We start from the raw sequence: 22030 nt of genomic DNA on the forward strand, positions 1-22030 counted from the left end.
CCGCGTCTTCAACTCATACGACGACATCGTCGACCACTGCTGTGACGCCTGGAACAAGCTCATCGATCAGCCCTGGAAAATCATGTCGATCGGACACAGGCAATGGGCACATAGGTCATGATCAACGGGATTTGGTATTACGTGGAGGATCTCTCGGAAATCTTCGATCTCGGCCGTGCCGCCGGCGACCTGTTGTCAGACAAGATTGCCGCGATGCTCGATGGCGCGCCGGTCTCCTACGGCAAGGCCGCGATCGTCGGCACGGACGGACAGATCGAGCACGGCGCCGCCTGCATCCACCCCAAGCTGGGCAAGCCGATGCGCGCGGCGACGAGCGGCGGCAAGGCCCTGATACCATCGAATTGCAAATTCGGCGCCATCGGCGCGACCGTCGACGTGCCGCTCGGCGACAAGGACGATATCTGGTCGTTCCCGGCCTTCGATACGATGACCGTGACGATGCCGGATGCGCGCTGAACGACGACGATACCGGCCTTATCGCGTAGTCGTCTGATCGCGGGATTTCGGCTTCTATTTCTCGCTGACCATCCTGCTGGCGGTCCTGCTCGGCGGGCTGAGGACCATGTGGGGCACCTGCCTCGGCGCCGCGATCGTCTATTTCGTGCCGTGGCTGACGACCACCGACGAGCCGCGCGACCGGCTGATGTTCTATGGCATCGTCATCGTGCTGCTGATGATCCTGCGCCCCCAGGGCCTGATCGCCGAACGGGCGACGGCGCGGCGGCGGCGCAGCGAGGCCGCCGCAGGGAGCGGCGACGGGGCAAAGAAAGATAACGTCCGGTGAACATGACTCGACGCTGGGGGATTGGGAAAAGAACTAGATGGTAGAGCCGAGGGGAATCGAACCCCTGACCTTCCCATTGCGAACGCGACGCTCTCCCAGCCGAGCCACGGCCCCGCCCGGCGTCCGCCCGCGCGACTCGATACCGGGCTCGACAATTTCGACCGACGGGATGGTGGTGGAGGGAAGCTCCAGCGAACGCGGCTCAATTGGACAGATGGCGTCTGACAATCTCACAATCGGCATTGCTTTCGGTCCGTATCCACTCGCGGAATGCCCTGACCTTTGGCTGATCCACGCGCGCCTCCGAACAGACAAAATAATAGGAAAATCGGTGTTGAACGATCTGGTCAAAGGGACAGACAAGCCGGCTCGTCGAGATATCGTGCTCCGCCAATTCCAAATAGCCCATCGCCATCCCAAGACCATCGACGGCCGCCTGCAATGCCAAATTGGGATCATGAAACGACAGCCCGTCGAGCTTGCCAATATCAGAGAGTCCAACAGCCGACAGCCATGTTTCCCACTCTTCACCTAACTCGTGCCCGGTTATGTCTGCGTGAATTAGCGTGAACTCAAGCACGTCGCGCGGCGTCCTGAGTCCACGCCCGCCTTCCAATATCGAAGGGCTGCACACCGGCCCCATATGAATTGGCAGCAAGAGGTCCGCGACGAGCCCCTTCCAGGGTGGGACACCGCATCGTATCCCGACATCGGCCTCATCCTTCGTCAAATCCAAGAATTGCAGTGTTGGCTGCAGGTGAATCGCTAAGCCATCGTGCGACCTATGCCAACGCCCGAGGCGGGGTAAAAGCCATTTGGTGGCGAAGGAGGGGGTTGTCGTAACGCTGATCGTGCTTTTTTCTTCGCCCTTGATAAGGCCGTCCAATGTCTCCCCGATTCGATCGAACGATTCGATTAGGATGGGTAGCAGCGTCTCTCCCGACCCGGTCAACTTTACGCCGCGATTGGTTCGATGAAACAGCTTTGTCCCCAAAAGCTCTTCGACTTGTTTAACCTGCTGGCTAATGGCGCTATGGGTCACGCAGAGTTCTTCGGCCGCTTTGCTAAAGCTTTGTTGTCGGGCCGACGCTTCAAATGCGCGTAGGGCGTTCAATGGCAGAATTCCGCGCCGCATGACTCCAGCCAACAGATGTGAGTTTTTCTTACATCGAGTGTAAGAAATGGTCGTTTGTTGTCAATCGCGTCCTTGGCTTAGGTCGATGCGTCGCTGACCTGGTTTGGAGATATATCGATGAGCACGACCGCCGGAGTTCGACAGAGGCGACATTACCCCTATGACGGCTATCACCAAACATGGATCGGCCAGAGCGATTCTGAACTCACTCGAGTCGGCCCGAATACGCCCTGCGGCGAGTACTTAAGACGCTATTGGCATCCCGTCGCCATAACCTCTGAGTTGGGCGAGCGGCCAAAACTCATTCGGGTCTTGGGCGAGGACCTGGTCTTGTTCCGCGATGGTGGTGGCCGAATCGGCCTGGTCCATCGTCGCTGCCCCCACCGCCGCGCATCTCTCGAATTCGGCATAGCCGAGGAACGGGGTATCCGGTGTTGCTACCACGGCTGGCTGTTCGACATCGACGGGACCACTCTCGAAGTGCCGGGCCAGCCTGAAATGGTCCAGGAGAGAATTTGCCGGTCAGTGACCTTGGGGGCCTATCCCGTCCTGGACTATCAGGGGCTGATTTTCGCCTATCTGGGACCGCCCGACCTCAAGCCTCAGTTCCCGATTTACGATACATTTGTTCTGCCCGGACAAGAACGCGTTCCCTATAAGGCGCCGTTCCATTGCAACTGGTTGCAAGTCTTGGACGCGATCGTGGATCCCATTCATACCGCATTTCTTCACTCGCGAATCAGTCGCGCACAGTTCTCGGTGGGATTTGGGGAGATCGGCCAGATGGAATTCTACGAACGCCAATCGGGATTCCTTGGCACTGCGGCGAGGCGGGTCGGCGAGAACATTTGGATTCGCACGAATGAACTGGTCTACCCAAATTTCACGCAAGCCGGCGCAGCCTTTGCGGCTGATGGAACCGAACAACTCTACTACGGCCGAACCTCATTCGTCCGTTGGGTGGTGCCACTTGATGATGAGGAGACCATGTGCTTCGCGTGGGCGATATTTGGCGATCGCGCCGACCCGGCGAAATACAACACACCGGAAGGCCCCGAGCTTATCGAACAAGGGGAAATCTTCGATCGCCCTTACGAAGAAAAGCAAAAATTCCCGGCCGATGCGGAAGCGACCGAAGGCATGGGCCGCATAACCGAACACCAGAAGGAACACTTGGTAGCCAGCGACAGAGGCATCGTGGGCTATCGCAAACGCATGCGGACAATCGTACGAAGTCTTCATGCCGGCGAGGAACCGGATCATGTCACGGACAATCGCCCCTCTGGACCCGTCCCGACATTTGGTGGCGACACGGTTCTCAGAATACCGGTCGGCGACGATGACGGCGCTACCGTCAGAGCCATCAGTGGCGCGGTCATGGATACGCAATTCGAGGTCGAAGACTTGCCGGAAGAAGACCGGGTTTCGAGGGTTGTCGCGCGGCTCAAACAATTGGAACGCGACGATTCTACCTATTTGGATCCGTCGTGACGGAACGCAAGACAGGGCAAAATGGGTGGGTCCGCGGTCGGCGCCAACTTGGCGGGGTCGTTGATCACCGGAATCGCGCACTTCAAGGTGCGGATGCCTTCAATGCACATGCGCGAATCTATCGGGTGGGTCCACCCGAACCGTGCAAAACAACTCTCTTTGGACTGCACCAAGCGCATGTCCGGGCCGTCTCATAGAAATCGCGCTCAGTCGTCTTCGCGGCATTCAACGAGGGTAGCCATGAAATCAGGCCGAAAGATCAAGGTTCATGTAAAGAACAATCGTGCGTCGCCCAGCACCTTTCCCTCCACGCCCGAGGGGGAGGTCGTGTTCAGCACGACGCCGGAGCACTGGAACGACGCGATAGCACGCCATCCCGATCTTCAGCACCGTATCGAGGTTTTCATCGATTGGGATTGCGATCATTTCGAGGAATCGATGAAGGATGCGGAGGTCCTTTTTTGTTGGGACCTGCCCACGGAAAACCTCGCGAATGTCGCTCCCAAGCTCAAGTGGATCCACATTCTTGGTGCCGGTGTCGAACATCTGTGCCCATTGGACTGGGTTCCGGACGGTGTGCAGGTGGTGAACAACAAGGGCGCACACGCGGTCAAGGCCGGCGAGTTTGCACTCATGGGCGTCCTCATGCTCCACAATCACATTCCCGCCATCGCCACCAATCAGCGGCAGAGCCGCTGGAAATCACTGTTTTCGACGCCGATCGCCGGCCAGACCGCCCTCATTGTCGGGGTCGGTAGCCTCGGTGGGGGCGCGGCGACACAGCTCAAACGACTGGGGATAAACGTGCTCGGCGTAAACAGAAGTGGCGCGCCCCACGACGATGTGGATGAGATGGTTACGACCGATCGATTGGATGAAGTATTGCCGCGGGCGGACTACGTTTTCCTTTCCTTGCCATCCACGCAGGAAACGATAGGTCTGTTTGATCGGCGACGCCTGGAAAGCATGAAACCTGGTGCCGGCATCATCAACGTAGGCCGGTCCTCCGCCTTGGACTACGAGGCGCTATCCGATCTGCTGCGCTCGGGGCACCTTTCGGGCGCCATCGTCGATGTATTTGACCCCGAACCGCTGCCAGAGACTTCACCTCTGTGGTCGGTGCCGAACCTTATGGTCACGCCGCACGTTTCCGCCGATGATGGCGACAACTACGTCCCTATTACCCTCGATATCCTCTTCAACAACCTTCGACGCTATGTCAGCGGCGAGCCGCTGCAAAACCTCGTTCGACCTGAGCTTGGTTATTGATGAATCGTGTCAGGTAAGACATGCAACGAAGCCGAATTCGATTGATTGGTGAAAATCTGCGCCCACGTGGCGTTCCTAGTTCCCGAATTTGGCATTGCCCATCAGACGAATCTGCGGACTGGCCTTCCCCACCTCGAAAAAATCTGCTCTGACATTGCCTTTTCCGGTTCTCCCGTCTTCCGATTTCATCAGGTTCGAATTGGGTCCACGACCGACCCGCGAAGCGCTTCTTGCCGCGGGACGTTGCCGGTCGGCGTCTCCTTTGACCTCGGTGGAGACACAAAGGAACCGGCCAAGCGGGTGGTCAGAGACATCTGCCACGATGAAAATCAGGATTGAGCCGCGGATCTGTCACAATAGGATGCCTTGACTTGGCATAGGGTGAAGTGAAGGGATATTCATGACGACTTTGTCGAGGCGCCGGCGCCCTCATCAGGGAAGCACACGAACCGTCAGCGCGCCGCTTCCTGATCTCAGCGACTAAATTCAGCTCGGTTTGAAGGCTGGTTGCAGATTTAGACGCTCTTATGATGAGAACCCGGTAACACGAGGAAAGATTGATGCCGGCTGTAAAGACCTTCAAGAAGATCCTCGTCGCCAACCGTAGTGAGATCGCGATCCGTGTAATGCGAGCGGCCACCGAACTCGGCATTCGCACTGTCGCCGTCTATTCCCACGAAGACCGCTTTGCGCTGCATCGTTTCAAGGCCGATGAGAGCTATCTGCTGGGTGAAGGCCTGGAGCCGGTGCAGGCCTACCTCGAAATTGACGAGATGCTGCGCGTGGCACGCCTGGCCAAGGTGGATGCTGTCCATCCCGGCTATGGCTTCCTATCGGAGAACCCGGACTTTGCCGAGGCCTGCGCAGCCGCGGGTGTCACTTTCATCGGACCGCGGCCCGAAGTCATGCGGCGTCTGGGCAGCAAAATCGAGGCACGAAATATCGCCGTCGCCGCCGGCCTTCCGGTAATGCCGGCGAGCGGCATCCTGCCGCATGACGAATACGAAACAGCCAAGATCGCCGAAGAGGTCGGCTTCCCCGTCATGCTCAAGGCGAGCTGGGGCGGCGGCGGTCGCGGCATGCGGGTGGTCGAAAACGCGGACGAACTGGCGGCCCAGGTCGAGGCCGGGCGCCGCGAGGCCAAGGCCGCCTTCGGCAGCGACGATGTGTTTCTGGAAAAGTTGGTGCGCCGGGCACGGCACGTCGAGGTGCAGATCCTCGGCGATCAGAGCGGCCACATAATTCACCTCTTCGAGCGCGACTGCTCGATGCAGCGCCGCAACCAGAAGGTAGTCGAGCGGGCACCGGCACCTTACCTCGATGAACAAGCCCGCAGAGAGCTCTGCAGCGCTGCGGTACGCTTGGCCGAGAGTGTCGGTTATTATAGCGCCGGCACGGTCGAGTTCCTGTCCGACGTCGACAGCGGCAAGATCTTTTTCATCGAGGTCAATCCGCGCATCCAGGTCGAGCACACGGTGTCCGAGATGGTCACCGGCACCGATCTGGTGAAGGCGCAGATTTTGATTGCCGCTGGCGCCGAGATCGGCGATCCGGCGACCGGTATCCCGGCCCAAGACGAGTTGCGCCTCAACGGTCACGCGCTGCAGTGCCGCATCACCACCGAGGACCCGCAGAACAAATTCATCCCCGACTATGGCCGCATCACCGCCTATCGCGGGGCCACCGGTTTTGGCCTGCGCCTCGACGGCGGCACAGCCTATTCCGGGGCATTGATCACGCCGTTTTACGACTCGCTGCTGGAGAAAGTCACCGCCTGGGCGCCGAGTGGCGACGAAGCCATTGCCCGCATGGGCCGGGCGTTGAAGGAGTTCCGCATTCGCGGTGTCGCGACCAACCTCCGCTTCCTCGAGGCCCTGGTCGGCCATCCGCAGTTTCGCAGCGGCGATTATACCACCCGCTTCATCGACGAGACGCCGGAGCTCTTCGAGTTCGCGCCGCGCCGCGACCGGGCGACGCGCCTGCTTTCCTTCATCGGCGACGTGCTGGTCAATGGCAATCCGGAAGTCGAGGGCCGCGTGCTTCCCGGCATCACGCCGGCGCCGGTGATCCCCAAGCTGCCGGCCGACGACCCACCGTCGGGCAGCCGTCAACGCCTGGCCGAGTTGGGACCGGAGGGTTTTGCCCGCTGGATGAAAGAGCAGCCGCAGGTGCTGATCACCGATACCACTATGCGCGATGCCCATCAGTCGCTGCTGGCAACCCGCATGCGCAGCCACGACATGATCAGGATTGCGCCATACTATGCGCGCCTGCTGCCACAGCTCTTGTCGATGGAATCCTGGGGCGGCGCCACGTTCGATGTCGCCATGCGCTTCCTGAAGGAAGATCCCTGGGAGCGGCTCGCGGCGCTCAGCGAGGCCATGCCCAACATCCTGCAGCAGATGTTACTGCGCGGCGCCAATGGCGTCGGCTACAAGAATTACCCCGACAACGCGGTGCAATATTTTGTCGCCCAGGCGGCCGAGGCCGGCATCGACCTGTTCCGCGTCTTCGACTCGCTGAACTGGGTCGAAAACATGAGGGTCTCGCTCGATGCCGTGCTGGAACGTGGCAAGCTCTGCGAGGCGGCGATCTGCTACACCGGCGACATCACCGCCGCCTCCCCCGGCAAGTACGATCTGAAGTACTACGTCACCTTGGCCAAGGAGCTGGAGGCGCTCGGCGCCCACATCCTCGCGATCAAGGACATGGGCGGGCTCTGCAAACCTGCGGCGGCGCGGCTTTTGGTCGAGACCTTGAAGCAGGAAATCGGCCTGCCGATCCACTTCCACACCCATGATACCAGCGGCATCGCGGCGGCCAGCGTCTTGGCGGCGGTGGAGGCCGGGGTCGATGCCGTTGACGGCGCCATGGATTCCTTCAGCGGCCTGACCTCGCAACCGAACCTGGGCTCCATCGTTGAAGCCCTGCGCGGCCAAGCCCGTGACCCCGGGCTCGACAAGACGGCGCTGCGCGAGATCGATCACTATTGGGAAGGCGTGCGCCGACAATATCTAGCCTTTGAAAGCGACCTAAGGGCCGGCACCGCCGGCGTCTTTGACCACGGCATGCCCGGCGGCCAGTACACCAACCTGCGGGAACAGGCCCGCGCCATGGGCCTGCAGCAGCACTGGACCGACGTCGAGCGCGCCTATGCGGCAGTCAACAAGCTGTTCGGCGACATCATCAAGGTGACGCCGACCTCCAAGGTGGTAGGCGACATGGCGCTCTTCATGGTCAGCAACGACTTGACGCCGGAGCAGGTTGCTGACCCGGCGCGCGAGGTCGCCTTCCCGGAATCGGTGATCCAGTTGTTCCGCGGCGATATGGGCCAGGCGCCAGGTGGATTCCCGAAAGCGATGCAGCAGAAGATCCTAAAGGGCACCAAACCGCTGACCGAACGCCCCGGGGCCGTCTTGCCGCCGCTCGACTTAGAAGCCGAGCGCCAGGAGGCCGAGCACAAGGTGCGGCGCCATATCACAGATAGCGAACTGGCATCTTACTTGATGTATCCCGAGGTGTTCGTGGACTATGCCAAGCACCGGCGCGCCAACGGCCCGGTCGGCGTGCTGCCCACCCCAGCTTTCTTCTACGGCCTTACGCCGGCGCAAGAGATTTCGGTCGACATAGAGCCTGGCAAGGCGCTGATCATCAGCTATTTGGCGACCAGCGACGCGGACGAGGACGGCAACCGCACGATCTTTTTCGAACTCAATGGCCAGCCTCGCACGGTGAAGGTAGCCGACAGGGCCCTGGCCGCGAGCGGCCGTATCCGTCGTAAAGCGGATGAAACCGACCCGGGACAGGTCGGCGCACCCATGCCCGGCATGATCGTCAGCCTCTCGGTGGCGGCCGGGGAAACGGTGGAAAACGGCCAGCGCCTTTTCACCATCGAAGCCATGAAGATGGAAACCGCGGTCTATGCCGAGACGGCCGGTATGGTGACAGAGATCGTCATCGGGCCCGGTCATCGGGTGGATAGTCACGACCTGATTCTGACCATGGAACCCGTGGGTTAGGGCCTTTACGTTCTGTGCCTTCCATTTATTCCATTCATCGCAGGAATCCTAATACCTCGGGATTCCGAGGAAGGAATTCTGTCAAAGCTCGTGGTTTACTCGATCAAACGTGATGACCCGAAACGGCGCGTTCGCAATACGAAGGTAAGGGGTTCGACTCTCCTCGGCCTCACCATCCCGTCTTTCCGCCTACATTTGGGACGCTGGCGGCGAAGGAACTTCCCGATCACTCCGGCGACAAGTGAGGACACTTGCGCCCTACACCTGTCGGAGACCAGGCCTCATACGAAATACTGGAATTCAAGGAACAGGCAGCCGTCCTTCGAATGAAAGGGGCCGTGTGGCGTGCCCGGCGGTCGGCAGGCATAGGAGGGGGGCTCGTAGAGGGTACCGCCGACCTCGATGGCACCGTCGATGAGATAGACCTCTTCCCAATATTCGTGGACAAACTGGTCGGGGACGGTCGCCCCGGGCCGGAACCGGACAAGCCGTGTGCGAACTCCCACGCCGGCTTTTTCGTCGAGGACCCCCGACAACAGCTTTTGTTCGACTCCTGGAGCGGCACCGGGCGCTGGTTCCCAGCCGAGTTGCAGATCGAGCCCGTGAAAGTCGACAGCAGGCTTCGGCATCGTCATCGGGTGGAATTCCTTCGTCACCGGGGATCGCACAAAAGGGCCAAAATGGCCCTTGCCGAACCGCCTGACGGCAAATCGCCGCTGGCCGCGATTACCTCGTCGACGGTATCGTGGCCGGCCGCATTGATCAAGGTTCGTGCCTTCTCGACGAGGGACTCTTTGTTCATCGGGTTTTCTGGGTCGCCAAGCGCGGTGGCGACTTCGCGCGTTCTGGTTTCGCCGGAATCCAGGTGGAGCGTGAGACGGGCTGGATAGCGGACGGGGAAGGCGCCGGTCATCGCCGGGTCTTCGACCAGTCCAACTTTGGCGGCCAAGGCTAGAACTTCTCTGTCCGCGATCGCCGCCGGAGCGAAATCACCCAGGCTGGGAGCGCCCCTTAATAGGGCGAGGGCTGTGCAGAATTGCAGGCTAAACCGCCCCTCGTGTGGCGTCATTGGGTGGGTCCGGTCGCAGAAGTCAATGGCCTGTGCGTAGGTGGCAACCTCGATCTTGGCAATCACGCTGGGAGCGATCTCGTCCCGCATCTTCAGCGCCACTTCGATCGCCGGATGGACATGGCGGCAGGCGGGCCAAGGCTTGAAACTGACGTCGTGGATGCGCCACGGCCCGTCGGCATCTGCGGTGACTTCGGCCGCCTGCGCCCCCGGCGCGGTCGCTGTGAAGAAGCCGTGCGAGCCTTCGAGAATCTCCGCCGGTCCGCGCAGGCCGCAAGCCGCGAGCTCAGCGGCAATCACGCCCGATTGCGCAGCGCGGCCGGCCAGCACCTGCTTGCTGTCGGTGGACTCGATCCGGCATTGCCAAAGCCCCGCCGTCTGTTCGCCGGCGTGGCCGAGGGCGTCGATTGTTACGTCGGTCCCCAGCCCGCGAAGATCGGAGACCGCCGCGGCGGCGCCGAATACACCGCAGGTCGCCGTATTATACCAAAGTGCGTAGTGGCCCGTGCCCGCCGCCGCGCCGATGCGGATCGCCGCTTCGTACCCGCGAACGACGGCGTCGAGGAAAGTGGGGCCTGTGACCGCGTTGTACCCGGCGAAGGCCATTGCCGCCGGCACGACCACGTCGCCGGGATGCACGATCGAGATACGATGGATGTCGTCCATCTCGAAGATGTTGCCAAGGGCGCCGTTGACGAAGGCGGCCATCTCCGGCTGGCGTGTAGCGGCGCCAAGCGTGTAACAGGGGCCCGCGGCACCGGTTCTTCCAAAGGCGCAAATCTTTCGGCCGACTTCGCTGCTGGCGCCAAGGGCAGCGTTCCCGACCCAATCCAGGACGTGTAGCGCCGCCCGGCTGCGAGTCGCGTTGTCGACCGGACGGGCGAGAATGGCGGCGAGATCGCGGGTCAGGCTCATGCGGAGAGCGCCCTGGCCGGAGCGCGCTCGCGCTGCCGGTTCGCGCCCAGCCATTTGCAGCTGCTGACCAACTGGTGCCCTGATTCGGTGACCATGACGCCCCGGCCGGTGCGGTAAAGGAGGTGCGTATTCAGCTCGTATTCGAGGTTCTGGACTTGACGGCCAAGAGCCGCCCGTGGGACCGACAGATAGGCCGCGGCGCATAAGAAACCGCCGAGTTCCGCGACGTTCATGAAATATTCTAGCTGTTTGATGTCGATCATCGTGCGCCTCATCGACTATAGCGCAATACTATATCTGGTTGTCCCTTCTATTAATTCCATCCGCCGCGTAATCCCTGGCCTTTCGCGGTTACGTCTCGTAGCGTCGGGCGATGCGAAAGATCCTGCTTTATCTCGTCGATTTTGCTCTGAGCAACTTCCGAAGCCGCGCCGCGCTACAGCTTGTGGTCATCATCCTGCGTCATCAGCTGGATATTCTTCAACGCACCCGCTCTGCTCGCCTTCGACTCACGCAACTGGACCGGATTCTGTGGCTCTTAATGTATCGCCTCTGGCCTCGCTGTCTCGATGCTGTGGTCATCGTCAAGCCGGAGATGGTGGTCGCCTGGCATCGAAGGGGATTTCGTGCCTTCTGGGCTTGGAAATCACGTCGACGGCGACGAGGGCGTCCACTTGTGCCTTCGGAGGTAAGGGCGCTGATCAGATGGATGTCGCGTGAGAACCCACTGTGGGGCGCGCCACGCGTCCACGGCGAACTCCTCAAGCTCGGTATCGAAATCAGTCAGTCCACTGTCTCCAAATACATGGTCCGGCACCCGAAGCCGCCATCGCAGACCTGGCGGACGTTTCTTCGGAACCATGTGGGTTGCCTGGCATCTGTCGATTTCTTTGTCGTTCCGACGGCCACGTTTGGGCTCTTGTTCGTGTTCATCGTCCTGCACCACGAGCGCCGGCGCATCGTGCATTTCGGTGTAACCGCTCACCCCACGTCGGAATGGACATCGTAACAAATCCGAGAAGCCTTTCCCTGGGACCGTCAGCCTGACTATCTGATCCGAGATCGCGATGCGTCTTATGGAACCATGTTTCGATCGCGGCTTCAGGCCCTCGGAATCAACGAAGTCGTCACCGCGCCAAGATCGCCCTGGTAGAATGCCTATGCAGAACGAGTGATCGGATCGATCCGGCGTGAATGCCTGGATCACACGATCATTATGAATGAAGAACAGCTCCGGAAGGTGTTGACGTCCTACGTGGTGTATTACCATCGATCCCGAACTCACCTGTCGCTAGGTAAGGAATGTCCGGAGCCTCGCCCCGCTCAGCCGCCGAGCAAGGGCAAGATCATCGCCATTCCACAAGTCGGCGGGCTTCATAATCGCTACGAGCGGCTGGCTGGCTGACCCACCGCCCGGTTCCTATTGTCGATCAGAATGCGCCCCGTCGAGCCTTCGACGACGACCGGACCGATCCCTGTCACCGTCGCCGGTCATCGCGCCTGGCCAATAGACGAAACCTCTCCCACTCCAGTGATCCGGCCCCCAAATTGACCACCCAGTGAGCAACGAGTTCCAACCCAGCGGCGGCCTGCCCGCCAAACCTATCCAGACGAATTAATTGGAAGGGACAAGGATCTCGACCCGGTCGATTGCCCGCCTACCTCTTCCTCGGCCGTTTCGTCTTCCTGCGCGGCTTGATCTTGCGTCCGAGTGCGTCGCTCCTCAGCACGCTTCTCACCGTCTCGCCCTCGAAGGCCTTGACCGCGACGACCATGGTCGCCATCAACGGCTTCAGGCCCTTCTGGCGCTCGGCGGCGCGAGCCGCCAGCTTCGCGAAGCGCTCGATCGTCTCGCCGTCGATCTTCGCCTCCAGCACCTCGTAGTTGGTGTGCAGCTTGACCCAGGGATCGAGCAGCTCGACCGCGATCCCGAACGCCTCGTCGTCCTCCGTCATGAGCTGGCCGAGCGCGGCCGCCCGGGTCCGGAGGAGGTGCTGGATGATCTGCCCGGCGGGGGATTTCTCCATGATCTCGTAGCGCATCTTGCGCACCTGCCGTTCCTTGTGGCGCAGCAGGCGGCTGTCCGCGGCCGCGCCCGCCAGGCGCGCCTCGCCGGAGAAGGCCGTTGCGATGATCGAGCGCAGCACGCAGGTGCACACGGTGGTAATATTGAGGTTGCCGAACACGGCGTTAATGTCGTTGCCGAGCGTCACCGGGGTGCCGTTAATCGTGCCGCCGGCGAACAGCAGGCCGACCACCGGGCGGGTATCCTCGAGCTCGCCGACCGCCTGGTCGAAGATCAACGAGCCCGAATCCCCGGAGTCGCTGAAGACGTTGCCGTCGGTCGAGGTGACGATGAAGCTGTTGGCGATCCGCCCGAGGCGCGTCTGGCTGCGATAGGTGACGTTGAAGGTACCGCCGACCGAGGTGATACTCCCGTTCGTCGTCAGGTCCGTCGTCCGGCCGCGTTTCTGCACGTTCAGGCCGACCGCCGGCGCCAGAACTTCGTAGATCGCCGGTCCAATGGCGATGACGTCGTCGGTTCGCTCGACCTCGATGGTGCCGACGGCGGCGTCGACCTGGGTGACGGCCGGCAGGGGAGCGCCCGCCACGTTCGCCACCGTGGTCAGCGTGATGTCCCGCTTCAACTCACCGATGACGTCGCCGGGCAGGACTCCGCCGTCGAGCCGGCCCGGCTGGACCACCCGGCGCGCTGCCGGCATCGTGTCGAGGTTGGAGATCACGTGGTTGTTGGTCAGCAGCACGATGCTGTCGTCGGTGTTGTCGCAGGCCCAGCCGCCGAGCGTGCCGGCCGAGACGCTCGCTTCCGGGCCGATGCTGCAGCCGCCCGGAACCGGGCGGTATCGCGCGGGATCAACCCCGGCATCGGGGATCTCCATCTCGATGACGTCGGTGGCGACCGCGCCGACCTCGCGGGCCTCGAGCCGGCGTGGCACGAGCGCGCGGCTGGCCAGCCGGTCCTTCGGGATCTTGCGGGTGACGAAGATCTGGACCGCGATTTCCTTGGTCCATTGGCCACCTTTCCGGCGCAGGCCGGAGGCGACACCGAAAACGTTCGGCAGGCTAAGCAGTTGATCCGAGAATTGTTCCTGTGCGCAGAGCGCGCGCACAACCTTGTCGACGTTGGCCATGGGTCCTCTCCTCTGCTTGATTTCCGGTCACCCGAGAAATCGGCGACCCCGTCTATGAACGCCCGCCTGGAGCAGATCCGGGTTGATTGGCATCGCCTTCGGCGATCAATCAGTACGGCGAATCTGCTCTATCTATTTGATATTAGAGCGGATTCACGATTTCGTTCAGACCCGCACAGCGGGTTTGATCAAACTCGATCCGCTCTAGCGCGCAACGTCACCGCCCGGTTCAGGCGGTGCCTTGCGCGCTAGGCGTCGTCATGCTTATCAGCTCCACCGGCGCACCGGCGACGAGCGTATCAACTCCTTGTCGAATCACCTCCCGGTCACTTGAGGGGGAAACGAAGATCTGGATCACGGGTTCGTCCGCGAACAACCCGAGGCCGATGCCGATCACACCGTCGATCGCCATCAGCGCGTCCCGGTGTTCGTCAAGGATTTTCGCAAGCTTTCGATCGGTCACCTGACGCCGCTCCGCCTAGGCCGGCCCTCACGCCGGATCTTCGCATCGCCCCTGACGACCCAAGCCCCCGATCATCCATAGGCTACCACAGCAAACCACTGTCGTCCTGGAGAATCCGATCCCTTGCGAGGGGATCGCATGCACTGTGTCCTCGGCCTCGAGGTTGTCCTGGATCTTCGCCAGCCGCACCACAAACACCGTCGCCGACTATCCCGGCGCCATCGCTTCGCGCGGCGCCATCGCCTCGAAGGCCAGCGGGTTCGGGTCGATCAGGTCCCAGGGCGCGGCCTGGTCGGTGTAGACGACCATCTGCGGCTTGAAGGCGGTCGGGTCGTCGAGGCTCGAATCGTGCAGGAAGAGCAGGTCGGGCATGCCCGAGTTCGCATAATTGCGGGGACACCTGTCGTTTCTGAAAATTTGGATTCTAGATGCTGTAACGATATCCGGAGGAATAACTCGAGCTATGTTGACAGCTTTCGAGGGGAGGAGGACTTGATGATTTTTCCGAGGGAAGCCGGTCAAGCGGCGGACACTGGTTGAGCACCCAGACGATGGCAGAAGGTTGGGCTCGAGCCCCGGTCGTCTCGTGCTACACGTCAGCCGATTTCGTCAGCTATGCGGCCAAGCGTTCGTAGCGATGATGGAGCCCACCGACCTCGGGAAGGGCAACGATTGGACCGTCGTTGTTGCTCGCCGGCGATCTCGGTTCGGGCGCATCCTTGTCCAAGGCAAGGTGCGTGCGGGTTTGGTTGTGGTAGGCGAGATAGGATTTGAGAACGCGCCTGAGCTGTCGATCGTTCACGGCGATGATGTGATCCAGACATTCCCGTCGGACAGAGCCGATGAGACATTCGACGTAGCCATTCTGCCACGGTGATCTGGGCGCGGTCGGTGCATCATTGATCGCCATCATCGTCAGGCGATTGCGGAATACTCGACCATAGGTCCGATGGCGGTCCCGAATGAGAAACCGCGGCGCCGTGTCCCACGGAAAGGCCTCAGTGATTTGTTGGGCGGTCTATTCCGCCGATGGGTTGGTGGTGATGCCGAAATGCACAATGCGCCGCCGTTCATGGCTGAGGACGACGAGCACGAAGAGGATCTTGAAGGTCAACGTTGGGACAACAAGGAAGTCGATTGAAGCAGTACAATCCATGTGATTACGGAGGAATGATTTCCTACTCTGATCGGGATCCGTAGGACGGCAAGGCATGTATTTGGACACAGTCGACTGACTGATCTCGAAGCCGAGCTTCAGGAGTTCCCCGTGGATGCGCGGCGCGCCCCACAACGGATTGTCCGAGCACATTCGCCGGATCAGCGCCGGAGCTCGACAGTCGCCTTTGGCCGTCCTTTGTGTGATCTCGACTTCCATCGCCAATAGGTCTTGAACCCCTCTCGATGCCAGCGCATCGGTGTCTTCGGGTGCACGATTCGGATCGACTGGGCGATCCTCGGCCAAAATCAAAGCAGTAGCGTGAACACGGGCGCTTCGCGGGTCCGTCATGGACTCAATTCGAACCTGATGAAATCGAAAGACGGGATGGTGGAGCCGAGGGGAATCGAACCCCTGACCTTCGCATTGCGAACGCGACGCTCTCCCAACTGAGCTACGGCCCCGCCCTGCGTCCGGCCGCGCCAGAGAGCGGCGAACGGCGCGGATAATGTGGGCCGACGCGGGGCCATGTCAAGCGCTTGCGCGGGCCCATCACTGCCGTTAGGTTGCAGGCGGCTGACGATTGCCGGCGGAGGGGAACATGATGTCCGTGGTGGGCCTGATCGACCTGATCCTGCAGCTCTACACCTGGGTGGTGATCGCCTATGTCATCCTCACCTGGCTGGTTCAGTTCAATGTCGTCAACCGCCAAAATCAATTCGTCAACAGCGCCGGCGACTTCCTGAGCCGTGCCACCGAGCCGGCGCTGGCGCCGATCCGCCGCGTCGTCCCCTATCTCGGCGGCATCGACATCTCGCCGGTGGTCCTGCTGCTGCTGCTGTGGCTGGCGCGCAGCCTGTTGTGGGAATACGGCCCGGCGATGGGATGAGGCGGTGGCCGGTGACGCCGCCGGTCCTTTCCATGCCGTCGATGGCGGCGTCCGCATTGCCGTCCGCCTGACGCCGAAAGCGGCCCACAACCGGGTTCAAGGGATCGCCGTCGATGGCGCCGGTGCATCGGCGCTCAGGGTCTCGGTCACCGCCGTTGCCGAAAAAGGCCAGGCCAACGCGGCGCTGATCCGCCTGTTGGCGCGCGAATGGCGGGTCGCCAGGCGCGACCTCGAAATCGTCGCCGGCCACCATGATCGCCGCAAGGTTCTGCATCTCGCCGGCGACCCGAAAACGGGCCTCGCTTTGCTGACCGGCTGGTTCGCCGAGCGCCGCCGCAACGAATGAACGGGTCCCGGCCCGACAGAGTCGCGCTTGGGCGGCCCCCGCGTCGCCCAACCCGCAACAGAATTGATTCGACATGAGCACAGAGTGCTCTAGAACGGTCGCCGTTTCGCAACGCCGGCGGCGGCCGGAAATCCATCCGACACCGACAACGAGGGGGCAGCATGGCGCAGGCAACGATTATCGATGGCAAGGCGTTCGCCGCCACGGTCCGGGCCCGGGTCGCCGAGGCGGTGGCCGCGCTCAAGTCGGCCCATGGGCTGACGCCCGGCCTCGCCGTCGCGCTGGTCGGCGAGGATCCGGCAAGCCAGGTCTATGTCCGCAACAAGGGCAAGCAGACCGCCGAGGCTGGCATGGAATCGTTCGAACACCGCCTGCCCGCCGACACCGCCGAAGCCGACCTGCTCGAGCTGGTCGACCGTCTCAACAATGACCCGGCGGTCAATGGAATCCTGGTCCAGCTGCCGCTGCCCGACCAGATCGATTCGGCCAAGATCCTCGACACCATCGATCCCGACAAGGACGTCGATGGATTTCACGTCGTCAATGTCGGCCGCCTGTCGACCGGCGGCGCGGGGATGGTCCCGTGCACGCCGCTCGGCTGCCGCATGTTGCTCGAAGATACACTCGGCGATCTGACCGGTCTCGAGGCGGTCATCGTCGGCCGCTCCAACATCGTCGGCAAGCCGATGGCGCAACTGCTCCTGCAACGCAACTGCACGGTGACCATCGCCCATTCGCGCACCCGCGATCTGCCGGCGGTGTGTCGCCGCGCCGACATCCTGGTCGCCGCGGTCGGCCGGCCGCGGATGGTTCGGGGCGACTGGATCGAGCCCGGCGCGACGGTCATCGACGTCGGCATCAACCGGATCGAGAGCGAAACAGAAGGCAAGACCCGCCTGGTCGGCGACGTCGCCTTCGACGAGGCGATCGAGGTCGCCGGCGCGATCACGCCGGTGCCCGGCGGGGTCGGCCCGATGACCATCGCCTGCCTGTTGGTCAACACGGTCACCGGCGCCTGCCGCCAACGCGGTATCGCGCCGCCGGCGGAGCTCGACATCGCTTGAGACGGCGGCGGCCTTATCAGCCGCCGTCGACCTTCGGGGTCCATGGATAGAGACGCGGCAATAGGACGGTCAGCGCCGCCGCCACGGCGAGAGCAATCGCGATACCAATGGTCGCTTGGGCCCAGTCGTCGGGGCGCAGCACACCCAGCGAGACGATGACCATCAGCAGCGGGATGTCGAGAAAATGGGTGAAAGTCGGCAGCCGTTCGCCTTCCCGCGCCGCCAGCAGTTCGGGCGTCACGCCGCCTTTCTCTACCGCCTCTCGGGTCAGCCGCCGCAGGCGCATGAAATAGAGCCGGGTGATCGTGTTGCCCTCAATGAACTCGAAGGCGAAGAGCACGACCATGCCAATCAACCAGGGCACTTCCAGGAAGTCCCATCCGCCGTAATATTCGACGATCAGCCAGGTCCCCGAGAACAGGATGAGCAACGCGCCCGGCACGACGACCCCGTCGTAGAACACCGCGATCATGCGGACCGCCTCGGCGAAGGGCGCCAGTTCGTCGAGTTGACGGGAGCGGAGATCGGAGACGAAGACGCCGATCAGCCCGCCGGCGATCAAGGCCATGCCGATGAGATGGAGGAACCGCAGGATCTCGTAGCTCATGGTCGGACCTCTTGTTTAGCGAATTATGAATTCAGCTCGCGGTCGGCCGCCTCGAGTCGCTCGCGGAGCGCACGCGCGATCCGAAGCGCGGCGTTGATCGCTTCCGGCTCGAGACCTTGGGCGAGGCCGTTGACCCACGGCACCTGACGCGCCATGGCGGCGCGATAGGCCGCCGCCCCGCGGTCGGTGAGGCGGACCAGCTTGGCCCGGCGGTGGTCGGGATTGATGGCGAAAGCGACCAGCCCGGCCGCCTGCAATTCGTTGGCAACCCGCTGAACCGATTGCCGGGCACGGCCCATATTGCGGGCGATCTGGGAGACCGTCAGCGGGCGCCCGGCGAGAGCGATGGCGCCGATGACTTGCCACCGCGCACTGGTCAGCCCGATATCGGCGGTCAGCCGGTCACCGGCGGCGACGAGCAGGCCGTTGAGGCGAAAGGTTTCCAGAAACAACGCCGTCGCGGCGGCGCCGGCGAGCGATTGGTTATGGCTCTGCGTTCCCATAATGTATGCAAGCTGTCATATTGACATTATACTGTCAATTAGTAGTTTGTTGTTTCCCGAAAGCGCGGCCTTCACGCCGCGCGGACGGTCCGAAACAGCCGTTCGGCGTTTTCCGATTTGTAACTTGCGAATTACAAACTACAAATCGAAGTCCAGTCCCAAATGACACTGGAGATCACGCGCCATGGCTGTCGCGTTTCCCGGCTTCCCACCGGAACTGTTCGAATTCCTGCGCCAATTGGCGCGCCACAACGACCGCACCTGGTTTCAGGCCCACAAGACCGAATACCAGACGGCGGTGGTCACGCCGCTGACCGACTTCATCACCGCTATCGCGCCGCGGCTCAAGAAGATCTCGCCCCACTATGTGGCCGATCCCCGTCCCCATGGCGGGTCCATGTTCCGCATCTACCGCGATACCCGTTTCGCCAAGGACAAACGGCCTTACAAGGAGCACGCCGCGTGCCAATTCCGCCACGCTGCCGGCAAGGACGCCCATGCGCCCGGCTTCTACGTCCATCTGGCGCCCAAGGAGGTCCTCTTCGGCGGCGGTGTGTGGCTGCCGCCGGCGCCCGAACTGCGGCGCATCCGCGATGCCATCGCCCGTGACGGGGGCGGCTGGAAGCGGGCGGTCGGCGGCAAGGCGTTCAAGGCGACCTTCGGTGACGTCCATGGCGTCAGCTTGAGCCGCCCGCCGCGGGGGTTCGACCCCGAGGACCCCCATATCGACGACATCAAACGCAAGAGCTTCTTCGCCATGCGCCGGGTCGCGCCGGGTGACGCGCTCGAGGCTAATTTCGTCGACGAGGTCGGCGCCACCTTCCGCGCCGCCACACCGCTGATGAAGTTCCTCTGCATGACGATCGCCGTGCCGTTCTAGGTGCAGCCGCAAGCGGCGATGGACGCCGCGCGCCCCCTTGGCCCACAATGGCGCCATGACCGGGTCCATCCTTGCCCTGCTGATCGCCGCCCTGGCGTTCGCAATCAGCCACCTCGTCCTGGCCAGCCCGCCGGCCCGCGATAGCGCCGTGGGGCGGATCGGCGAGCCGGCCTTCCTGGTCCTCTACAGCCTGCTGTCGATCGTGTTGCTGGCCTGGATGATCCTGGCCTTCGCCGCCGCGCCCTATGTCGAACTCTGGCCATCCGGCCCGCTCCTCGGCCTCGCGCCCGTGGTGCTGATGCCGTTCGCCTTCATCCTCGTGATCGCCGGCTATTTCACCCTCAACCCGACCGCCCTGATGCAGGACGGCAAGCTGAGATCCGGCGCCGCGCCCGAGGGCATCATCAAGATCACCCGGCACCCGGCGATGTGGGCCATCGTGCTGTGGGCGGCGGCGCACATCCTGGCCAACGGCGACCTCGCCTCGCTGATCTTCTTCGGCGCCCTGCTGCTCGTCGCCGTGATCGGCATGGCGATGATCGACCGCAAGAAACGGCTCAAGCTGGGCGCCGATTGGGAGCGCTTCGCCGCCGCCACCTCGTTGGTTCCGTTCGCGGCGCTGATCGGCGGCCGCACGGCGCTGACGCTCGGCGAAATCGGCTGGTGGAAGATCGCCGCCGGGCTCGCCGTCTATGCCGTTTTCCTCGCCCTCCATAGCTGGCTGTTCGGCGTCACGCCGCTGCCCGTCTGAGCCCGCCGCGATGCTCGAAATTCGCGACCTCTGCCGGCCCGGGCTCGAGCCGGCGTCGCTCGCCGTCGAGGCCGGCGAGGCGGTCGCCATCGTCGGCCGCTCGGGGGCCGGCAAATCCTTGCTGCTCCGCGCCATCGCCGATCTCGACCCCAACCGGGGCCGCGTCTCGCTCGACGGGCAAAGGCGCGAGACCTGGAGCGGCCCGGAATGGCGGCGGCGTGTCGCCTACCTCGCCGCCGAGGCCGGCTGGTGGGCGGACGACGTCGGCCGCCATTTCGCCGACCGCGAGGTGGCGGCGCCGTGGCTGGCCGCCCTCGGCCTGCCGGCGGAGGCCATGGGCTGGCAGGTGACACGGCTCTCGACCGGCGAGAAGCAGCGCCTGGCGCTGGCCCGGCTGCTCGCCGGCGGGCCGGCCGTCCTGCTCCTCGACGAACCGACCTCGGCGCTCGATCCCGACAGCGTCGCCGCCGCCGAGGCCGTCCTCCGCGACCGGCTCGCCGACGGCATCGCCATCGTCTTCACCACCCACGACCGCGCCCAGGCCGGCCGGCTCGCCGGGCGCACGCTGACCATGGACGCGGGGCGGCTCTACGAGGCCGAGCCATGAGCTATATCGAACTCGGCACGATCGATGTCGCCCTCGCCGCCCTGCTGCTGATCGTCAATGCCGGCCTGTCGATCTGGCTCCGGCTCGGCCTCGCCTGGCAGATCGCCATCGCCGGCGCCCGGATGGTGGTGCAGTTGGTACTGCTCGGGCTGGTGCTCAATTTCCTCTTCACCCAGGTGTCGCCGGCCTGGACCCTGCTCGCCGCCGCGATCATGGTCGGCTTCGCCGGTTACGAGGTCACCGCGCGCCAGCGACGGTCGCTGTCCGGCCTGTGGACCTACGGTATCGGCACGACGACGATGCTGGCCGCCGCCGGCCTGATCACGGTTCTTGCCCTGACCACCATGGTCCGGCCCGAGCCGTGGTACGATCCGCGTTACGCCCTGCCGCTGCTCGGCATGATCTTGGGCAATGCGATGACCGGCATCGCGCTCGGCCTCAACGCGCTGTTCACCATGGCGGCGCGCGAGCAGGCGGCGATCGAGGCCCGGCTGTGTCTCGGCGCCGACCGCTGGACCGCGCTCCACCACGTCACCCGCGAGGCGCTGCGCAGCGGCATGATCCCGATCCTCAATTCGATGGCGGCGACCGGCGTCGTCGCCATCCCCGGCATGATGACGGGACAGGTGCTGGCCGGGGTGGCGCCGCTCGACGCGGTCAAGTATCAGTTGCTGATCATGTTTCTGATCGCCGGGGTCGTCGGCATCGGCACCACCGGCGCGGTCTATCTCGGCGCCTGGCGGCTCACCGACGAGCGCCACCGCCTGCGTCTCGACCGCCTGCGCGCGGCGGATTCCGCTGGATAACGACGGCGACGGCAGCAGGTGCCAATATCCGACTGACGCCCGGGTGACAGCGCCCGAAGCTAAGCTGGTGATTTCAGGCTGAGAACAAACCGCAGGCAACGTG

At 63.0% G+C, this 22030-nt stretch carries 23 protein-coding genes, 2 tRNA genes and 2 pseudogenes; 15 read left to right on the forward strand and 12 right to left on the reverse strand.

Translation table 11 applies throughout. The features are described from left to right. The 3 genes from GY791_03320 to GY791_03330 all read left to right on the forward strand — a co-directional run. Positions 1-121, forward strand: a 121-nt coding sequence (locus GY791_03320) for an IS630 family transposase (GenBank protein MCP4327452.1), incomplete at its 5' end; no start/stop codon positions are given. Beyond that, positions 118-477, forward strand: coding sequence for an amino acid synthesis family protein (locus GY791_03325; protein MCP4327453.1), 360 nt, complete (start codon positions 118-120; stop codon positions 475-477). The genes GY791_03320 and GY791_03325, both read left to right, overlap by 4 nt. 106 nt (positions 478-583) lie before the next feature. Further along, positions 584-805 carry a hypothetical protein gene (locus GY791_03330; GenBank protein ID MCP4327454.1) on the forward strand — a complete coding sequence of 74 codons (222 nt, stop codon included), beginning with the start codon at positions 584-586 and terminating at the stop codon, positions 803-805. 38 nt (positions 806-843) lie between these two features. On the opposite strand, the gene GY791_03335 is transcribed toward GY791_03330, so the two are convergent. Together GY791_03335 and gcvA are read right to left on the reverse strand one after the other, a co-directional pair. Beyond that, positions 844-919 (reverse strand) — tRNA-Ala (locus GY791_03335). Between the two features lie 88 nt (positions 920-1007). After that, entirely contained in the window at positions 1008-1919 is a 912-nt protein-coding gene (gene gcvA, locus GY791_03340; GenBank protein ID MCP4327455.1) for a transcriptional regulator GcvA, read from the reverse strand. A gap of 138 nt (positions 1920-2057) precedes the next feature. Between gcvA and GY791_03345 the strand changes: the two genes are divergently transcribed. The 3 genes from GY791_03345 (at position 2058) to GY791_03355 (ending at position 8719) form a co-directional block, all read left to right on the forward strand. Next, positions 2058-3431, forward strand: a complete 1374-nt coding sequence (locus tag GY791_03345) for an aromatic ring-hydroxylating dioxygenase subunit alpha (GenBank protein ID MCP4327456.1) — start codon at positions 2058-2060, stop codon at positions 3429-3431. A gap of 240 nt (positions 3432-3671) precedes the next feature. Then, positions 3672-4700: a D-2-hydroxyacid dehydrogenase gene (locus GY791_03350; protein ID MCP4327457.1), complete on the forward strand. Its 1029-nt coding sequence runs from the start codon at positions 3672-3674 to the stop codon at positions 4698-4700. A 560-nt stretch (positions 4701-5260) separates the two neighbouring features. Further along, positions 5261-8719 carry a pyruvate carboxylase gene (locus GY791_03355; protein MCP4327458.1) on the forward strand — a complete coding sequence of 1153 codons (3459 nt, stop codon included), beginning with the start codon at positions 5261-5263 and terminating at the stop codon, positions 8717-8719. 281 nt (positions 8720-9000) lie between these two features. Here the strand turns inward: GY791_03355 and GY791_03360 are convergent, their stop codons facing one another. The 3 genes from GY791_03360 to GY791_03370 are packed head-to-tail and all read right to left on the reverse strand — an operon-like array spanning position 9001 to position 10966. Continuing rightward, positions 9001-9354: a cupin gene (locus GY791_03360; protein ID MCP4327459.1), complete on the reverse strand. Its 354-nt coding sequence runs from the start codon at positions 9352-9354 to the stop codon at positions 9001-9003. Between the two features lie 17 nt (positions 9355-9371). Further along, positions 9372-10703: an MmgE/PrpD family protein gene (locus GY791_03365; GenBank protein MCP4327460.1), complete on the reverse strand. Its 1332-nt coding sequence runs from the start codon at positions 10701-10703 to the stop codon at positions 9372-9374. Further along, on the reverse strand, positions 10700-10966 hold the full coding sequence (locus tag GY791_03370) for a LysR family transcriptional regulator (GenBank protein ID MCP4327461.1): 267 nt from the start codon (positions 10964-10966) through the stop codon (positions 10700-10702). Before GY791_03370 ends, GY791_03365 begins: the two co-directional genes overlap by 4 nt. A 110-nt stretch (positions 10967-11076) precedes the next feature. Here GY791_03370 and GY791_03375 point away from each other — a divergent pair. Together GY791_03375 and GY791_03380 are read left to right on the forward strand one after the other, a co-directional pair. Further along, positions 11077-11517: pseudogene (locus GY791_03375) on the forward strand (hypothetical protein). Positions 11518-11574: 57 nt separating this feature from the next. Further along, positions 11575-12108: pseudogene (locus GY791_03380) on the forward strand (transposase). Positions 12109-12361: 253 nt separating this feature from the next. On the opposite strand, the gene GY791_03385 reads toward GY791_03380, so the two are convergent. From GY791_03385 to GY791_03405, 5 genes are all read right to left on the reverse strand, one after another. Beyond that, positions 12362-13855 (reverse strand): hypothetical protein, encoded by a 1494-nt coding sequence (locus tag GY791_03385; GenBank protein MCP4327462.1) that lies wholly within the window; start codon positions 13853-13855, stop codon positions 12362-12364. Between the two features lie 229 nt (positions 13856-14084). Further along, positions 14085-14318, reverse strand: coding sequence for a hypothetical protein (locus GY791_03390; protein MCP4327463.1), 234 nt, complete (start codon positions 14316-14318; stop codon positions 14085-14087). 613 nt (positions 14319-14931) lie between these two features. Continuing rightward, positions 14932-15228 (reverse strand): transposase, encoded by a 297-nt coding sequence (locus GY791_03395; protein MCP4327464.1) that lies wholly within the window; start codon positions 15226-15228, stop codon positions 14932-14934. A gap of 108 nt (positions 15229-15336) precedes the next feature. Beyond that, on the reverse strand, positions 15337-15825 hold the full coding sequence (locus GY791_03400; GenBank protein MCP4327465.1) for a hypothetical protein: 489 nt from the start codon (positions 15823-15825) through the stop codon (positions 15337-15339). Positions 15826-15862: 37 nt separating this feature from the next. Next, positions 15863-15938: transfer RNA gene (locus GY791_03405), tRNA-Ala, on the reverse strand. 137 nt (positions 15939-16075) lie between these two features. Between GY791_03405 and GY791_03410 the strand changes: the two genes are divergently transcribed. The 3 genes from GY791_03410 (at position 16076) to folD (ending at position 17773) form a co-directional block, all read left to right on the forward strand. Further along, positions 16076-16363: a YggT family protein gene (locus GY791_03410; GenBank protein MCP4327466.1), complete on the forward strand. Its 288-nt coding sequence runs from the start codon at positions 16076-16078 to the stop codon at positions 16361-16363. Between the two features lie 4 nt (positions 16364-16367). Then, on the forward strand, positions 16368-16709 hold the full coding sequence (locus GY791_03415) for a DUF167 domain-containing protein (GenBank protein MCP4327467.1): 342 nt from the start codon (positions 16368-16370) through the stop codon (positions 16707-16709). A 161-nt stretch (positions 16710-16870) separates the two neighbouring features. Further along, positions 16871-17773, forward strand: coding sequence for a bifunctional methylenetetrahydrofolate dehydrogenase/methenyltetrahydrofolate cyclohydrolase FolD (folD, locus tag GY791_03420; GenBank protein MCP4327468.1), 903 nt, complete (start codon positions 16871-16873; stop codon positions 17771-17773). A gap of 16 nt (positions 17774-17789) precedes the next feature. Here folD and GY791_03425 read toward each other — a convergent pair whose 3' ends face one another. Together GY791_03425 and GY791_03430 are read right to left on the reverse strand one after the other, a co-directional pair. Continuing rightward, entirely contained in the window at positions 17790-18380 is a 591-nt protein-coding gene (locus GY791_03425; GenBank protein ID MCP4327469.1) for a DUF2269 domain-containing protein, read from the reverse strand. A 23-nt stretch (positions 18381-18403) separates the two neighbouring features. Further along, entirely contained in the window at positions 18404-18883 is a 480-nt protein-coding gene (locus GY791_03430) for a MarR family transcriptional regulator (protein MCP4327470.1), read from the reverse strand. Between the two features lie 184 nt (positions 18884-19067). Between GY791_03430 and GY791_03435 the strand changes: the two genes are divergently transcribed. From GY791_03435 to fetB, 4 genes are read left to right on the forward strand one after another with little or no spacing between them, the layout of a single operon-like run. Next, on the forward strand, positions 19068-19763 hold the full coding sequence (locus tag GY791_03435; protein MCP4327471.1) for a DUF2461 domain-containing protein: 696 nt from the start codon (positions 19068-19070) through the stop codon (positions 19761-19763). 55 nt (positions 19764-19818) lie between these two features. Continuing rightward, positions 19819-20514, forward strand: coding sequence for an NnrU family protein (locus tag GY791_03440; protein ID MCP4327472.1), 696 nt, complete (start codon positions 19819-19821; stop codon positions 20512-20514). 10 nt (positions 20515-20524) lie between these two features. After that, positions 20525-21121 (forward strand): ATP-binding cassette domain-containing protein, encoded by a 597-nt coding sequence (locus tag GY791_03445; protein MCP4327473.1) that lies wholly within the window; start codon positions 20525-20527, stop codon positions 21119-21121. Continuing rightward, a complete protein-coding gene (gene fetB, locus GY791_03450; protein MCP4327474.1) occupies positions 21118-21927 on the forward strand; it encodes an iron export ABC transporter permease subunit FetB in 810 nt (269 codons plus the stop codon). The genes GY791_03445 and fetB overlap by 4 nt, the downstream gene beginning before the upstream one ends. Positions 21928-22030: the final 103 nt, after the last annotated feature.

This window comes from Alphaproteobacteria bacterium (genome assembly GCA_024244705.1).
In the GTDB taxonomy this organism is placed as follows: Bacteria; Pseudomonadota; Alphaproteobacteria; order JAAEOK01; family JAAEOK01; genus JAAEOK01.

Bases quoted from the DNA above. Each gene is read 5' to 3' on its own strand.
- GY791_03325 (MCP4327453.1), top strand. From the start codon at position 118: ATGATCAACGGGATTTGGTATTACGTGGAGGATCTCTCGGAAATCTTC.
- GY791_03330 (MCP4327454.1), top strand. From the start codon at position 584: ATGTGGGGCACCTGCCTCGGCGCCGCGATCGTCTATTTCGTGCCGTGG.
- GY791_03345 (MCP4327456.1), top strand. From the start codon at position 2,058: ATGAGCACGACCGCCGGAGTTCGACAGAGGCGACATTACCCCTATGAC.
- GY791_03350 (MCP4327457.1), top strand. From the start codon at position 3,672: ATGAAATCAGGCCGAAAGATCAAGGTTCATGTAAAGAACAATCGTGCG.
- GY791_03355 (MCP4327458.1), top strand. From the start codon at position 5,261: ATGCCGGCTGTAAAGACCTTCAAGAAGATCCTCGTCGCCAACCGTAGT.
- GY791_03360 (MCP4327459.1), bottom strand. From the start codon at position 9,354: ATGACGATGCCGAAGCCTGCTGTCGACTTTCACGGGCTCGATCTGCAA.
- GY791_03365 (MCP4327460.1), bottom strand. From the start codon at position 10,703: ATGAGCCTGACCCGCGATCTCGCCGCCATTCTCGCCCGTCCGGTCGAC.
- GY791_03370 (MCP4327461.1), bottom strand. From the start codon at position 10,966: ATGATCGACATCAAACAGCTAGAATATTTCATGAACGTCGCGGAACTC.
- GY791_03385 (MCP4327462.1), bottom strand. From the start codon at position 13,855: ATGGCCAACGTCGACAAGGTTGTGCGCGCGCTCTGCGCACAGGAACAA.
- GY791_03395 (MCP4327464.1), bottom strand. From the start codon at position 15,228: ATGGCGATCAATGATGCACCGACCGCGCCCAGATCACCGTGGCAGAAT.
- GY791_03400 (MCP4327465.1), bottom strand. From the start codon at position 15,825: ATGACGGACCCGCGAAGCGCCCGTGTTCACGCTACTGCTTTGATTTTG.
- GY791_03410 (MCP4327466.1), top strand. From the start codon at position 16,076: ATGATGTCCGTGGTGGGCCTGATCGACCTGATCCTGCAGCTCTACACC.
- folD (MCP4327468.1), top strand. From the start codon at position 16,871: ATGGCGCAGGCAACGATTATCGATGGCAAGGCGTTCGCCGCCACGGTC.
- GY791_03425 (MCP4327469.1), bottom strand. From the start codon at position 18,380: ATGAGCTACGAGATCCTGCGGTTCCTCCATCTCATCGGCATGGCCTTG.
- GY791_03430 (MCP4327470.1), bottom strand. From the start codon at position 18,883: ATGGGAACGCAGAGCCATAACCAATCGCTCGCCGGCGCCGCCGCGACG.
- GY791_03435 (MCP4327471.1), top strand. From the start codon at position 19,068: ATGGCTGTCGCGTTTCCCGGCTTCCCACCGGAACTGTTCGAATTCCTG.
- GY791_03440 (MCP4327472.1), top strand. From the start codon at position 19,819: ATGACCGGGTCCATCCTTGCCCTGCTGATCGCCGCCCTGGCGTTCGCA.
- GY791_03445 (MCP4327473.1), top strand. From the start codon at position 20,525: ATGCTCGAAATTCGCGACCTCTGCCGGCCCGGGCTCGAGCCGGCGTCG.
- fetB (MCP4327474.1), top strand. From the start codon at position 21,118: ATGAGCTATATCGAACTCGGCACGATCGATGTCGCCCTCGCCGCCCTG.